Annotated in this window: 11 protein-coding genes; 7 read left to right on the plus strand and 4 right to left on the minus strand. The window is 70.5% G+C overall.

What is annotated here, in order from left to right:
• Positions 1-645 precede the first annotated feature (645 nt).
• From ACIBLC_RS12420 to ACIBLC_RS12430, 3 genes are read right to left on the minus strand one after another with little or no spacing between them, the layout of a single operon-like run.
• Positions 646-2,388: a glycoside hydrolase family 35 protein gene (locus ACIBLC_RS12420; RefSeq protein WP_399210805.1), complete on the minus strand. Its 1,743-nt coding sequence runs from the start codon at positions 2,386-2,388 to the stop codon at positions 646-648.
• 35 nt (positions 2,389-2,423) lie between these two features.
• Entirely contained in the window at positions 2,424-3,146 is a 723-nt protein-coding gene (locus ACIBLC_RS12425; RefSeq protein WP_399210806.1) for a heparin lyase I family protein, read from the minus strand.
• Positions 3,143-5,587, minus strand: coding sequence for a polysaccharide lyase 8 family protein (locus ACIBLC_RS12430; RefSeq protein ID WP_399210807.1), 2,445 nt, complete (start codon positions 5,585-5,587; stop codon positions 3,143-3,145). Before ACIBLC_RS12430 ends, ACIBLC_RS12425 begins: the two co-directional genes overlap by 4 nt.
• Before the next feature lie 197 nt (positions 5,588-5,784).
• On the opposite strand from ACIBLC_RS12430, the gene ACIBLC_RS12435 reads away from it, so the two are divergent.
• The 5 genes from ACIBLC_RS12435 to ACIBLC_RS12455 all read left to right on the plus strand — a co-directional run bounded on the left by ACIBLC_RS12435 (position 5,785) and on the right by ACIBLC_RS12455 (position 11,719).
• Entirely contained in the window at positions 5,785-6,894 is a 1,110-nt protein-coding gene (locus tag ACIBLC_RS12435) for a substrate-binding domain-containing protein (protein WP_399210808.1), read from the plus strand.
• 153 nt (positions 6,895-7,047) lie between these two features.
• Entirely contained in the window at positions 7,048-8,367 is a 1,320-nt protein-coding gene (locus ACIBLC_RS12440) for an ABC transporter substrate-binding protein (protein WP_399210809.1), read from the plus strand.
• A 399-nt stretch (positions 8,368-8,766) separates the two neighbouring features.
• Positions 8,767-9,687 (plus strand): carbohydrate ABC transporter permease, encoded by a 921-nt coding sequence (locus ACIBLC_RS12445; RefSeq protein WP_399210810.1) that lies wholly within the window; start codon positions 8,767-8,769, stop codon positions 9,685-9,687.
• Positions 9,684-10,640, plus strand: a complete 957-nt coding sequence (locus ACIBLC_RS12450; RefSeq protein WP_399210812.1) for a carbohydrate ABC transporter permease — start codon at positions 9,684-9,686, stop codon at positions 10,638-10,640. Before ACIBLC_RS12445 ends, ACIBLC_RS12450 begins: the two co-directional genes overlap by 4 nt.
• A 98-nt stretch (positions 10,641-10,738) precedes the next feature.
• Positions 10,739-11,719: a hydroxyacid dehydrogenase gene (locus tag ACIBLC_RS12455; protein ID WP_399210814.1), complete on the plus strand. Its 981-nt coding sequence runs from the start codon at positions 10,739-10,741 to the stop codon at positions 11,717-11,719.
• 200 nt (positions 11,720-11,919) lie between these two features.
• Here the strand turns inward: ACIBLC_RS12455 and ACIBLC_RS12460 are convergent, their stop codons facing one another.
• The gene (locus tag ACIBLC_RS12460; RefSeq protein WP_399210815.1) at positions 11,920-12,885 is read right to left on the minus strand and encodes a pirin family protein; all 966 of its coding nucleotides are present in this window, start codon (positions 12,883-12,885) and stop codon (positions 11,920-11,922) included.
• Between the two features lie 188 nt (positions 12,886-13,073).
• On the opposite strand from ACIBLC_RS12460, the gene ACIBLC_RS12465 reads away from it, so the two are divergent.
• Entirely contained in the window at positions 13,074-13,595 is a 522-nt protein-coding gene (locus tag ACIBLC_RS12465) for a MarR family winged helix-turn-helix transcriptional regulator (RefSeq protein ID WP_399210817.1), read from the plus strand.
• The gene (locus ACIBLC_RS12470) at positions 13,592-14,029 is read left to right on the plus strand and encodes a MarR family winged helix-turn-helix transcriptional regulator (protein ID WP_399210818.1); all 438 of its coding nucleotides are present in this window, start codon (positions 13,592-13,594) and stop codon (positions 14,027-14,029) included. The genes ACIBLC_RS12465 and ACIBLC_RS12470 overlap by 4 nt, the downstream gene beginning before the upstream one ends.
• Positions 14,030-14,094: the final 65 nt, after the last annotated feature.

The raw sequence follows: 14,094 nt of genomic DNA on the forward strand, positions 1-14,094 counted from the left end.
CTCGACCGGAGACCACCTCACTATCGATGTCCTGCGGTACCCGGGCTCAGCGATTCCGCCCGGGCGATCCTGATGGCGCGTAGCCCTCCGTTCTTCCCTCATGAACAACACTTACCGATGGAACTACGTACTGCTCGTACTGCGTACTGCCGGTTCTGCGTACTGCTCTGTCCTGCTGGTCCTACGAACTGCAACTTCACCTACCGGTAATGCCACCGCGTGAACCGCGGTCCTGCTCACGGCGGCCCCTGATCACCGCGGGCCACCCGGTCCGGTCGTCAGTCCCGTCGCCGTCCAACAACAACCCTGGCTCCGCAACTCCACCACCGCACCGCACTGCACACTGCAACTGCGTACTGCTGCCCGCCAGTTCGTTTCTGCCGGGCCCTGCTCGATCTCTGGCTACGAGAGAAACCATAACCACACCACCGCCCAATGTCTACTCCGGCCAACACAGATTTCCGCGTGTTCGACAGTGAGGTAACCGGCCTCGAACGGTGACGGGCCAGGGAGTGAGCCGCCGACACCGTGCTCCTGGTCTTAACGGAACTCGTCACCAACGCCCCGCCACGGCGGCGGCACCCTCGACCTCACCCCACACACCCCGCATGCGCACCCCCGAAGCCGCGAACCTGCCACGCGCTCTCACGTCAGGTGCGCGTCGGCGCTCCCCGTCCGTTCCGTCTCCAGCACCCACAGGTCGTTGGTGCCGGGCCGGAGAACGGGACCGGGGACGTACAGGGAAGTCTGCGGGCCGACCGACCAGTAACGGCCCAGACAGAAGCCGTTGACCCAGGCGTATCCCCGGCCCCAGCCGGGAAGCTCCAGCGACGCGTCGCCAGGAACCGGCACATCGAGGGTGCCCCGGTACAGGCCGGGTTCACCCCGCTCCCCCGGTGGGCGGAACGGCAGCGCGGTGACGGCCTCGGTGTCGTCGAAGGCGTCCAGCCGCAGGCCGCGGACCGTCACCCCGTGCAGATACTGCCGTTCGTGCAGAATCCCGCCCGTCAACCCCTTCGGCTCGCCCAGCCGGGGGCCGTAGTTGACGCGGCCGAGCGACTCCACCCACACCTCCACACCGGCGGGCCCCGGAACAGCCGCTCCCACGTCGGTGACCACGGCGTCGACGAGCATCCGCACCGCGTCCCGCGCGCCGGGGAGGGTCAGCGGCAGCGGCGGGCGCGGTCCGGGGACGCTCACCCGGTAGCGCACCAGCCCCCGGTCGACGTCCAGTTCCTCGAATGTGGGCGCGTGACCGAAGGTTCGCTCCGGTCCGCCGAGCGCGTCCGTCACCTCGTCCAGCGGCAGCCAGGAGTCGAGCACGGTCGAAGCAGGCGAGGTGAGTACCGGCGGAGCGGCCGGCAGCGCGGGTGGCGGGGTCGTGGCGTAGTCGGCCAGGACCCCGCGGAAGCGCCAGAACTTCTCCGTGGGCCTCCCCCTTTCGTCGATCGGGGCGTCGTAGTCGTAGGAGGTGACGGTCGACTGGAAGGCACCGTCGTGGAGGTCGCCGGTCCGGTTGGCGCCCGCCCAGCCTCCGAAGCTGGTGCCGCCGTGAGCCATGTAGACGTTCACCGACGCGCCGCTCTCCAGGACGGCACGCAGTTGTGCCGCCGCGTCACCGGCGTCGCGCCGCGTGGTTTCGTCGCCCCAGTGGGCGAACCAGCCGCACCAGAACTCCATGCACATCAGCGGTCCCGTGGGCCGGTGCCTGCGCAGGGTACGAAAGGCCGCGTCGGCGTCCGAGCCGAAGTTCACGGTCGCCAGGACACCGGGCAGCGAACCGCCGGTGAGCATGTGGTCCTCCGGCCCGTCCGAGGTGAACAGCGGCACCGTCACTCCGCTGTCCCGCAGCAGCACGGCCAGTTCGCGCAGATATTCCTGGTCGGAACCGTAACTGCCGTACTCGTTCTCGACCTGCACCATCAGGACCGGCCCGCCGCGGTCCACCTGGCGGCGTACGACCTGGGGGAGCAGCCGGGCGAACCAGCGCCGCACCGGCTCCAGGTACGCGGCGTCCCGGGTACGCAGCCGCCCGCCCACCGCGCCGGTCAGCCAGTGCGGCAGGCCTCCGTTCTCCCATTCGGCGCAGATGTACGGCCCGGGCCGGACGACGGCCCACAGGCCCGCCGCCCGCACCGCGTCCAGGAACCTGCCCAGCGCCTCGGGGTCCCGGTACCGGCCGGGGAACGGTTCGTGGAGGTTCCACGGCACGTACGTCTCGACGCAGTTGAGGCCCATCGCCCGCAGCATGCCCAGCCGGTGCGCCCACTGCTCCTCATGGACGCGGAAGTAGTGCAGGGCGCCCGACAGCAGCCGCACCGGCCGGCCGTCCAGCTCGAAGCCGGTGTCGGTCACGGTGAACGCGGTCCCCGCGCGCGGTTCGGTCATCGACGGTCATCTCTTCTCTGGTCGTTCGAGGTGGTTCAGCCGACGTCCGCGTAGGAGGTGCCCAGCCGCAGCCGGTCGATCCGGTTGACGACCGCGTTCTGCGGGGTGTCCCGGTCGTAGACGCCCCACTTGGGTTCGTTGGCGCTGTCCCAGGTCCGTGCCGGGTGACGGGTGGCGCCGTCGGTGAAGGTCTGCCGAGCACCGTTGGCATAGAGCTCGACCCAACCGGACTGTGCGGATGCGGAGGTGTGGATGCCGAGGGCGAACCGGTTCCACTCGCCGGCCGCGACCGGTGCCGACCAGATCAGGCTCCATGTGGCGTCCGTTCCGACTTGGAAGAGGCGGACGGAGCCGTCCTTGACGGTCATGATGAGGGGGTAGTTCTGCTGGGCGTTGGGATAGGACTTCCACTGCCACACCACGAAATCCCCGCTGACGGCGGACAGTTGTGACTCCCAGCCCAGCCAGTAGGTGGTGTCGGGAGCGAACGCGTAGCGCGTTCCGCCGACCTGGACACCCCGGTTCTCGCAGCGGATGAGGCCGCTCGGCTTGGTGTAGCGGAAGATCGTGCCGTGGCCGTCCGGGTTGGCGGCGGTGACCAGGCTGCCGGGCGAGTCGCACTCCACGCTGCCGAAGACGCCGGTGCCCCGGCCCGCGTCGCCGTCCCAGATCGTCGCGGCGTGGGCCGGTGTGGCGGGCGACGTGAGCCAGGCCAGGGCCGCGACAAGGGCGGCGCGGCGCCGCGTCCGGGCCCTCACGCGGTCCTCACCGTGACTTTCTGGGTGGCGCCCGCCTCGGCGGTGAGGTCACCGAACGTCAGCGTCAGGTTCCGGCCCGGTACCGCCTCCTCGACCGTGCCGGGCCTGGCGATGACCGCGGCGACCCGGTGCTCCCAGGTGACGGTGAGTTCGGTGAGCGTGCGGGTCGGGTCGGACACGCACACCACGGTGTTGCCGTCGCCTCCGTGCCGGATCAGCACCGAGCAGGGCGCGCTCACGGTGACACCGCCGGCCGTGCCCGCGGCCCAGAAGTTGACGGCGGTGAGACCGAGGGCGGGGACCTTGACGCCCTGCGCCCGCGAGGTGTTGACGAGGGTCCTGAGCAGGCTGCGGGCGCTCGCGGCGCGGGCCGCGGTGCGCGCGACGCCGGCGCCGGGCAGCAGGACGTAGGCGTAGCCGCTCTCCACCGGATCGGTGCCGTGATCGACGTACAGGGTGAGGTAGCGGTCGCTGAAGGACTGCGTCGAGGATCCGGTCCTGATGTCGCTCCACCGGCCGGTGCGCTCCTCGCGCAGTGCGGTGACCCGGCCGCCCTCGGGGAAGACGTAGCCGCCGTGTCCGGCGATGTGTGCCCACCGGGGGTCCGTCAGGGTCTCCGTCCAGCCGAGCGTGCCGGACTTGCGGCGGCCGTCCACGGTCAGGGCGTTGGTTCCGGCGGCGCCCAGGCGGCGGTTGTCGACGACCGTGTCGACCGGCTCGGCGTCGGAGGCGGTGATGCCCGCCCCCAGACAGACGACGCCCTCGTCGAGGAAGAACCAGGACTTGCGGGCCTCCAGAGTCGAGGACAGCCCCTTGAGGTGCTGGCCGACCGCGGCGTACGTGCCGTCGGTGGTGCCGCCGACCCACTTCACCGCGGGGCGTTCGGCGCCCCACTGGCCGCCCTCGGCGTCGGCGAGCCGCTTCCGCGAGGCGGTGATGCCGGGCAGCCGGTTGGGGTCGACCGTGGCCCAGAAGGTCTCGGAGTACTGCTCGTTGGCGTAGTCGTCTCCCCACCAGGACAGCCAGCCGGCGCCGGTGTGGTAGCCGCGCAGGTTCTCCCCGTTGCCCCACTCGTAGTGGGCGATGCGGTCGGACGCCATGGACAGGCAGGCCGCCCAGTCCCTACGGCGGTGCACCGCCCGGTCCTGAGAGGGGAAGAGGCGGTGCTCGACCGGCTCGGGCAGAGGCTTGACCGAGATATCGTCCACGACGTTCTGGAGCTGGGCGAGCTTGTAGACGCCGAGCATCGGGTCGGTGTGCGGCGGGCTGAAGTGGTCCCGTCGGATCCAGCCCTTGGCCAGGGCGCGCCAGCGGGCGTTCTGCTGACTGCTCGCGGCCCGGCCGAGGGCGACGATCGAGGCGATGACCGAGTGGCCGCGCAGATGATCGTCGTTGGCGCCGCTGGAGTCGCCCGGTGGCAGACCTCGGGAGATCGCCCTCCCCGAGACGGCGTCCATGCACAGTCCGTTGTAGAGGAAGGGCGCCCAGGCCTGCTCCACGGCGCCGAAGTAGTTCTCCCTGGCGGGGTCGGTGATCTCCCACGGCGAGCCCGCGAGCAGCGCGAACAGCAGGCTGAGGCCGGTGAACAGGTCCGCGCCGTAGGAGCCGGCGTAGGGCACCCAGGTGTGCTGCACGAAGGAGCCGTCCCGGTAGAGACCGTCGCCGGAGGTGACGTACGGGAAGACGGGGGACAGCGCCTCCGCGGCCACGGTGAGCCGGTGCGCGTCCTCTCCGACCAGGCCGCTCAGGGCGATGGTGCGGCACAGGTCGACGCGGTTGGCGCCGGTGGAAGTGCCCGTGTACGAGGCCACCGCGCTGTCCGGTACGAAGGCGCCGACGGCGGCGGTGATCGCGGCGGTCAGTTCGGCGTCGAGGTGGTCGTGGAGGATGATCGCCGCGTCCAGCAACGCCTGCGGGCCGCCGATCTGCCAGTTGTACCAGTTGCCGTAGCGAGCCTGGCCGGCGTGGTAGACGTCGGTGACCACGTGCCGGATACCGGAGACGACGTCCTGGGCGAAGGCGTCGTCGCCGGTGAGACCTGTGCCGGGCTGGGCGTATGCCTCGGCCATGGACCGCAGCCGCTGAAGGGTCAGCTGGATCTGCGCGGAGTAGGTGTATGAGGCCGTGTCGGTGTCGGGCTCCGGGTCGAGCCAGACCATCTCCGGCCACAGCGAGCCCGGTACGGGGCGCATGCCGGTCCGCCACGCTGCGGCGCTCGTGCCGAGCTGGGCGAGTTTCGAGGCGAACGGCTCGGCGGTGGGGCTGAAACCGGAGCCGAGGATCAGACCGCGCCAGGTGGCCCGCAGTTGCTCGAACTCGGCGGGCGCGGCCTGGGCGGTGCCGGCCAGGACGGTTGCCGAGGCGGTACCGGCAAGGCCGAGCGCGGCCGCGGCACCGCCTGTCGCCTTGACGAAGCCGCGGCGGGACCAGGATTTCGGCATGGTGTCTCCAAGGACGGAGGGCAGGGGAGAGAGCGAGGCGCCGGGAGGGAAGAGGGCGGCCCTCGGCGCCGAGCGTGAACGGTGGGTGGGTTTCTAGCACGACATGAACGATCCGATCAATACGTAAGGTCCGAAAGAATCGGTCACTGGAGTACGGTGGGACGCGCACCACAGGGGGACCACCAGGAGGAAGACGGATGCGGTCGCATGTCAATCAGCGCCACGAACGGGTGCTGGAGATCGTGCGCAGGCGCGGCGGTCTGCGGGTCATGGAGCTGGCGGAGGAACTTGGCGTCTCCGCCGTCACGGTGCGGCGCGATGTCGAGGCACTGGCCGAGCAGGGGCAACTGACCAGGCTGCACGGCTCGGTCTCGTGGCCGGGACCGGCCGGTAAGGGGACGGCTGCCTCAGCTCCCGTCGAAAGCCCGGCGAGGTCGGCCGCCGCACCCGCCGGAGCGGTCCTCGGCATGGTGGTGCCCAGCATGGAGCACTACTTCGCCGAGCTGGTCAGGGGCGCCCAGGACGCCGTCGCAGCCCGCGGGGGCCGGCTGGTGCTCGGGATCGCGCACTGGCGTTCCGAGGAGGACACCGCCCAGATCGGCAGGATGCTCGACGGAGGAGTCGACGGCCTGCTGATCCAGCCCAGTTGGGAACGCGGGGTGCCGAGCCCCGAGCAGGAGGAGCAGTTGCTGGCGCTCGGGGTCCCGGCCGTCCTGGTGGACCGGCGCGTTCCCGTCGGCGGCCGGCTGGCCGGCCTGGACAGCGCCCGCTCCGACCACGTGCTCGGCGCCGCCGCGGCCGTGCACCACCTCGCGGAGCTCGGACACCGCCGGATCGCGCTGCTCGCCCAGGACAACCCGACGTCGCCGCAGGTCCGCGAAGGGTACGAGGCCGCGATCGAGGCCCGCGGACTGTCCGTGCTGCCGCCCGTGACCGTGTCTCCGGAGGGTCCGCGGAGCCTGGACGACGCCGCGCGAGAACTGTTCAGGTCGGTGACGGACGGGCAGGTCACCGCCTCGATCGTGCACAACGACCAGACAGCGATCGGCGTGGTCCAGCGGCTGCGCCAACACGGGCTCGCCGTCCCGGAGGACGTGTCGCTCGTGGCGTACGAGGACGAGATGGCGGCGCTGGCCGATGTGCCGCTCACCGCGGTGGCACCGCCGCGGCGGGCGGTGGGCGCCGCTGCCGTGGAGTTGATGCTGGCCAGGCTGGGCGGAGGCGCCGACGCGGTCGCCCCGGCCCGGCATGTCTCGCTGGTCCCCCGCCTGAACGTACGGGCGTCCTGCGCGGCTCCGCGTCGCTGAGCGGGCCGGGCGTCCACAAGATGATTGATTTGATCGAGTTGTTCATTTGCTCTTGACTGGCGATCGTTCTGGCCGAAAGATGACCGCAATCGTCTCGTGCACCGAGGCGCCTTGCTCCGTTCGTCTTGCTTCGCTCATCGAGGAGCCAGTGCCATGAAGCCCGCCCACCGCACACCCCGCCTCGTCCTGACGGCATCCCTCGGCTGTCTCGCCCTCCTCGCCACCGCCTGCGGTGGCGGCGGGGACGGCGACACGTCCGGCACGTCGGACGGCAAGCCGGTCAGCCTGACCATGTGGTCCTGGATGGTCGGCAGTCAGGACGTGGTCGACGAGTTCAACGCCACCCACAAGGACATCCAGGTCGAGTACACCGAGATCACCGGAGGCACCGACGGCTACTCCAAGATCGACAGTGCGATCGAGGCCGGCAACGCGCCCGACGTCGTGGGCATGGAGTACGCGATGCTCCCCGAGTTCGCCAGCCAGGGGAACCTGGAGGACCTCACGGAGCAGTCCGGCGAGCTGGTCGAGAGTTTCCCGGAGAGCCTGCGGTCCCTGGTCACCCCCGGCGGCCGCACCTGGGGCGTCCCCTTCGACGTCACCCCACAACTGCTCTACTACCGCACCGACCTGTTCGAGAAGGCCGGTGTGAAGGTACCGACAACCTGGGCGGAGTTCGAGAAGGCCGCCGAGAAGATCAAGGTCGCGGACAAGAACGTCCGCATCCTCAACGCTCCCAAGGGGGGCGACATACCGTTCGTCAACGGACTGGCCTGGCAGGCCGGGTCCGCGGGCTTCGGCGTGAAGGGCGATGCCTGGACAGTGCGCATCGACGACGAGCCCGCCCGCAAGGTGGCCGGCTTCTGGGACGGCCTGGTCCGCGACGACCTGGTGCTGAACCACCCCGCCTGGAGCGAGGAGGAGAGCACCGCCCGCAAGAAGGGCCAGGTCGCCTCCTTCGTCGGCGCCCCCTGGAGCGGGGCCGGACTCATCTCCCAGACGCCGGAGCAGAAGGGCAAGTGGGCCGTCGCGCCGCTGCCCACCTGGGACGGCCAAGCGGCCACCGGCACCTGGGGCGGCACCTCCTTCGCCGTCCCCAAGGGGAGCGAACACACCGACGCCGCGGCCGAGTTCATCGAGTGGCTCACCACCGACCCGGCCGCCATGAAGGCCCGCCTCGCCAACGCCGAGGCGCCCAGCAGTGTCCTGCCCGCCGACCCCGACTTGCAGAAGGTCGCGGCACGGGAGTTCGCCGCCGCTTCCGGCGCCTACTTCGCGAACGACCTCTACGAGATCGCGGCTGCCCAGGTGGACACCATCGTCACGGGCTGGACCTGGGGTCCGGTTCAGGGCTCGGTGAACGAGGCGTTCGAGAGCGCCGTGGCCGAGGGCGGCTGGACCGGCGGCTTCGCGGCGGCGCAGCGTGCCGCGCTCGACGCACTCGACGACCGGGGTCTGAAGACCTCCGGCTGAGCGGTTCGCCAGCGCACCGGCAGTCCGTCGGCGGCACCGTACGGCGCGACGCGTGCGCCTGACCACCTTCTTCCGGGGTGTTTTCCGCGTGGGCCCGGCACGGACTTCCCGTGTGTTTTCCGCGGGCGCCCGCCTGCGGACTTCCCGGGTGATTTCCGCGGGCGCCCGCCTACGGGCCTGGGTGTTTCCCGTGCTCGGCTGCCACACACCTCCCAGGTGTTTCCCGCGTGGCCGGCCACACACCTCCGGGGTGTCGCGGACCTGGGCCCACGATCCCGAGGCACCCCGCGCCCCGCGCCCTGCCCACCGCATCCCGCCCACCGTTCGGTACGCCCTCCACTCCCAGTACCACTGCTCCGGCACCGCGCCCCTTGGTGCGGCGACCGGTCAGGAGATCTCATGAAAGTCCCGGCTCCAGCTCCCGTCCGTCCCACGGCGGGGCGCGCCCAACGGCGTGCCGCCGCGGCGTACATCGTCCCGTTCTACCTTCTCTTCGCCCTCGTCATGGTCGCCCCGCTCGGCTACGCGGTCTGGTCGAGCCTGTTCAAGGAGGAGTCCTCCGGACTCGGCTTCGGCGGTACCGAGAGTGTCTTCGTCGGACTCGGCAACTACGCCGACGCCCTGGCCGACCCGACCCTGCGCGCCGCCTTCCGCCACGTCGCCGGCTACGTGGCCCTGTACATCCCCCTCATGACCTGCGCGGCCCTGTTGCTCGCCCTGCTGCTCGACTCGGCCGCCGCGCGGGCCAAGCGGTTGTTCCAACTGGCCCTGTTCCTGCCCTACACCGTGCCCACCGTGATCGCGGCGATCATCTGGGTCTACCTCTACTCCCCCAGCCTCAGTCCGGTCATGGACTGGTTCGGTGCGCTGGGCGTCAGCGTCGACTTCTTCTCCGCCACGATGGCGCTGCCCGCGGTGGTGAACATCGTGACCTGGCACTACGTCGGCTACAACATGGTGATCCTCTACGCGGCGCTCCAGGCGATCCCCCGGGAAACGCTCGAGGCGGCCACGATGGACGGCGCGGGCGCGATCCGCACCGCGCTCCAGATCAAGGTGCCCCACATCCGGTCCGCCCTGGTCCTCAGCCTCCTGTTCACCTGCGTCGGCGCGATCCAGTTGTTCAACGAGCCGTACATGCTCACCACGCAGTCCGAGGCCGTCAACCGCGACTGGTCACCCGTGATGTTCGTGCACAAGGCCGCCTTCGTCGACCACCGGCCCGGCCTCGCCTCCGCCGCGGCCATCCTGATCGCGCTGCTGGCCGGAGTCCTGTCCTACGCAGTCACCAAGCTCGGCAACCGCTGGAAGGCAGCATGAGCACGCACACCGACACCGGGCGCCCCGTCCGGCGTACGCCCGCCCCGACGGGCGATCCCCGGTCGCGGTCGCGGACCGGGCCACCCGTCACCCCCGCCTCCACCGGGCGTCGCCCCCGCGGCTCCTGGACCTCGAAGGCCGTCGTCAACGGGCTCCTCGTCCTCTTCTCGTGCTACACCCTGATGCCTCTGACCTGGCTGCTGGTGGCCAGCACGAAGGACCACGGCGACCTCGTCGGAACCGGTGGTTTCACCTTCGCCGACTTCAAGCTCTTCGCCAACCTCGGTGACCTCTTCGCCTACGGAGACGGCATCTACGTGCGCTGGCTGATCAACAGCGTCCTGTACTTCGGCCTGGGTTGCCTGGCATCCACCTTCGTCAGCACAGCCGTCGGATACGCCTTCGACAAGTACGACTTCCCCCACAAGGAGAAGCTGTTCGGCCTCGTGCTGCTCGGCGTCCTCGTGCCCGGCGCGGTCCTCGTACTCCCGCAGTACCTCCTGGCGAGCAAGGCGGGCCTGGACAACACCTACTGGGCCGTGCTCGTCCCCCTGCTGGTCAACCCCTTCGGCGTCTATCTGGCCCGGGTGTTCTCCGAGAGCTACATCCCCGACGAGGTCATCGAGGCCGCCCGCATGGACGGCGCCGGCGAATGGCGCGTCTTCCGCTCGGTGGGCCTGCCGATGATCGCTCCGGGTTTCGTCACCCTGTTCCTGTTCACCTTCACCTCTAGCTGGAACAACTTCGTCCTGCCGCTGTACATGCTGAGCGACGAGAAGCTCTACCCGGTCACCCTCGGACTGGCCATCTGGAGCAAGTCCTCCCAACAGAACCCGGAGTTCTACATGCTCACGATCGTGGGGGCGCTGATCTCCGTACTTCCGCTGCTCGTCGCCTTCGTCTGCCTCCAGCGTTTCTGGCGCTCCGGACTCACCGCGGGCGCGGTGAAGTGACGATGACCGCACCCGACGACCTGGCACCGGGCGCGACCCGGACCGCTTCCACGACCCCTGCTCCTGCCGTCCCCCCGCGCCCCCGTACCGTTCCCGCCATGTCGCGGGAGACCTGGGACGCACTGCGCGCCGAGGGCGCCGTCGAGCGGCTCCGGGAAGCCGCGGACCTCGATCCGGACCTGCTGGTCACCGATTTCGCGGACCCCGGTGCCGCCATGGCCCTCGCCCGCGCCGAAGTGCTCCTCACGCACTGGGGCTGCCCGCCGCTGACACACACGGTCCTGACGGCGATGCCGCGGCTGCGGGCCGTGGTCCACGCCGCCGGGTCCGTGAAGCACCATGTGACCGACGCGGTGTGGGAACGGGGGATCACCGTCTCCACCGCGGCCGCGGCCAACGCGCTGCCGGTCGCCGAGTACACGCTGGCGGCGATCCTCCTGGCCGGCAAGCGCGTCCTGGACAGCGCCCGCGTCTACCGCGAGCGGCGCGCCCGCTATCCGCTGCTGCCGTACTTCGCCGGCCACGGCAACTACCGCCGCGTCGTGGGCATCGTCGGCGCCTCGCGCACCGGGCGCCGGGTGATCGAACTGCTCCGCCCGCTGGATTTCACCGTCCTGGTCCACGACCCGTACCTGGACGACGCGGGCGCCGCCCGGCTCGGAGCCCGGTCGGTCGGCCTCGACGAGCTCGCCCGCCGCAGCCACGTCGTGTCCATCCACGCCCCTCAACTGCCCGAGACGCACCACATGTTCGACGCCGGGAGGCTGGCCCTGCTGCCCGACGGGGCCACCCTCATCAACACCGCCCGGGGCTCCCTCGTCGACACGGAGGCCCTCATCACCCAGCTGACGTCCGGGCGCATCCACGCCGTCCTCGACGTCACGGAACCCGACGTGCCGCCGGCCGACTCCCCGCTGTACCGCCTGCCGAACGTGCTCCTGACCCCGCACATCGCGGGCTCCCTCGGCAGCGAACTCGGCCGTATGGCCGACTGTGCCGCGGCCGAGATCACGCGCTACGCACGGGGCGCTCCCTTCGCCCACGCGGTGCGCCCGCAGGACCTGCCCCGAACCGCCTGACGACGGGCCTCCGACGGGGCGCCGCCGCCACGTTTCTCGTCTCGGGCGAGCAGGGCAGCGTGCTTCACGCAGGCGACGCCCGCTCGACGAATCGCCCTAGGCGTTCGCCGACGCGCCCAAGGACACCCCTCCGTCCACAGGGGTGCCGAGCGGGGCAGCCGCATCCCGCGAGAGGCCCACACCAGAGCTGGACCCCCGGTTCAGCGCACCCTCCCCCGCGCCTTCAGCGGCCCCGGCGGAAGTTCCGGAGCGGGCAGTGGCGCCCCGTCGTACCCCACCACCTCACCGAACCGCGACCCCGCCATCCAGTCCGAACGGGCCTGTGCGATGTCCTCGTTGGACCGACCGATGAAGTTCCACCACATGACCAGCTCCTCCTCGAACGGTTCACCGCCGAGCAGCATGAGGGCCGCGTCGGACTCGGCGCGCAGGGGGAGTTCGGTGCGGCCGCAGCCGAGGTAGAGCATCGAGCCCGGGAGTAGCGGTACGCCGTCGACATGGGCCTCGCCGGACATGGACAGTACGGCGTACTCGAAGTCGGGCTCCAGAGGCAGGCGTACGTCGGTGCCGCTCGCGAGGGCCAGGTCGGCGCCGACGATCGGGGTGTACGCCGTACCGGGTGAGGCCGTGCCGTCGACCGCGCCCAGGATGATCGTGGCGCGCAGGCCCGGAGCCGTGACCAGGGGCAGTTCGGCGTGGTGCTCGAAGCGCGGGTCGGTGTGCCGGTGGCTGTCCGGGAGAGCTACCCAGAGCTGCGCGCCGTGCAGGAGCCGGGCGTGCGCCTTGGGGCTCTCCTCGGAGTGGCTGATGGCCCGGCCGGAGGTCATGAGGCCCAGTTCGCGCGGGCGGATGGTCTGGAGGCTGCCCGTGGAGTCGCGGTGCAGCACCTCGCCCTCGTGCAGCCAGCTCACGGTCTGCAGGCCCATGTGCGGGTGCGGCGGGACCTGCATGCCGGGCTCGTCGGCGATGTCGTCGGGCCCGTAGTGATCGACGAAGCACCAGGCGCCGACCATGCGCCGGCCCAGGTTGGGCAGCAGGCGGCGGACTTCGGTGGACTCGCCGAGCTTGACCCGACGGGGGCTGAGGAGTTCACGCACCGGCTCGGCCACCACGAACCCACGGCCACCGCACAGGGCGGGTACCGCCTCGCGATCAAGATTGCTCATGGCCCACAACCTAGCCCCGCCGAGGACCCGCCGTCAGGTCATCGACCCGCCCATTGAGGGGCACTTGGCGCAGAACCGACAGAGGGCCCAGGTCCCGGGTCGCGGGCGCCTCAGCCGTTCGTAGGCCATTCGCCGGAACAGCTCAAAAATAGTAGCCATGGCTATAGTAGCTATGTACTGTATTCCGCATGAGCACGAGTTCGAAGAGTTCCGCACCGGAGAACGCGACGCCCGGCTTCCTCGTCTGGCGCCTGTCGACGAAGTGGCGGGTGGCCGTCGACCGGGCGGTCGAACCGCTGGGCCTGACCCACGCGCAGTACTCGCTGGTGGCGTCGCTGTACGGAATGCACAGGGACGGCCGACGACCGAGCCAGCGCGCGCTCGCCGATCACACCGGACTCGAACCGCTCTACGTGTCGAAGCTGGCCCGCGCCCTGGAGACGGCCGGACTCCTCGACCGGACACGCGATCCGGCCGACCCCCGGGCGGTCCAGCTGTCGCTCACGGAGGAAGGGCACGAGGTCACGCGCCGCGCGATCAAGGTGGTGCGGGGTCTTCTGGACCAGCTTCTCGAACCGCTCGGCGGGCTGGACGGCGAGCGCACGAAGGCCTTCAAGCGCGAGTTGGTGACCCTGCTCGACGTACCGCTCGATCCACGTTCCGGGAGAGACCACTCCCAGCAGGAAACTTCCGAGAAGGAGCAGTCATGACCGCCACCACTCCCCGCGCCAACGGCCAGACCATAGGCCTGGCGCACTACGCGAGCCGCGCCCTCCTGGAGAACGTGCTGGCCCGTACCGGAACCACCTTCAACCAGTCGGTTGCCCTCCGGGCCGTCTCGGACAACGGCGGGACGGTCGAGCGAGGTTGGCTCGTGGACCGGCTGACCGGCGCACTGAAGATCGACGAATCAGCGGCGGACGGGACCGTCACCGAGATGACCGACGCCAAGCTGCTGGAGCCTGTGGGCGGGCAGGTCGCGCTCACGGAAAGCGGCCGGGAGCTGTTCGAGGGAGTCCGCGCGGGCGGCAACGAGATCGCCGCGCGGCTGTACGCGGGCATTCCGGCCGAGGACCTGGCGACCGCCGGGCGGGTACTGACTCTGATCACGGAGCGGGCCGACGCGGAGCTGGCCGCCCTGTAGCCCCCGGGGTCCAGGTCGTGGAATATTCAACTACCACCCGCCGTTGTGGCCGTCAAAGGAGGTCA

It is taken from the genome of Streptomyces sp. NPDC050535 (assembly GCF_044457665.1).
Classification (GTDB): domain Bacteria; phylum Actinomycetota; class Actinomycetes; order Streptomycetales; family Streptomycetaceae; genus Streptomyces.

What these genes read in the sequence shown, in the direction of transcription:
- ACIBLC_RS12420 (WP_399210805.1), bottom strand. Translation starts at nt 2,388, where the DNA reads ATGACCGAACCGCGCGCGGGGACCGCGTTCACCGTGACCGACACCGGC.
- ACIBLC_RS12430 (WP_399210807.1), bottom strand. Translation starts at nt 5,587, where the DNA reads ATGCCGAAATCCTGGTCCCGCCGCGGCTTCGTCAAGGCGACAGGCGGT.
- ACIBLC_RS12435 (WP_399210808.1), top strand. Translation starts at nt 5,785, where the DNA reads ATGCGGTCGCATGTCAATCAGCGCCACGAACGGGTGCTGGAGATCGTG.
- ACIBLC_RS12440 (WP_399210809.1), top strand. Translation starts at nt 7,048, where the DNA reads ATGAAGCCCGCCCACCGCACACCCCGCCTCGTCCTGACGGCATCCCTC.
- ACIBLC_RS12445 (WP_399210810.1), top strand. Translation starts at nt 8,767, where the DNA reads ATGAAAGTCCCGGCTCCAGCTCCCGTCCGTCCCACGGCGGGGCGCGCC.
- ACIBLC_RS12450 (WP_399210812.1), top strand. Translation starts at nt 9,684, where the DNA reads ATGAGCACGCACACCGACACCGGGCGCCCCGTCCGGCGTACGCCCGCC.
- ACIBLC_RS12455 (WP_399210814.1), top strand. Translation starts at nt 10,739, where the DNA reads ATGTCGCGGGAGACCTGGGACGCACTGCGCGCCGAGGGCGCCGTCGAG.
- ACIBLC_RS12460 (WP_399210815.1), bottom strand. Translation starts at nt 12,885, where the DNA reads ATGAGCAATCTTGATCGCGAGGCGGTACCCGCCCTGTGCGGTGGCCGT.
- ACIBLC_RS12465 (WP_399210817.1), top strand. Translation starts at nt 13,074, where the DNA reads ATGAGCACGAGTTCGAAGAGTTCCGCACCGGAGAACGCGACGCCCGGC.
- ACIBLC_RS12470 (WP_399210818.1), top strand. Translation starts at nt 13,592, where the DNA reads ATGACCGCCACCACTCCCCGCGCCAACGGCCAGACCATAGGCCTGGCG.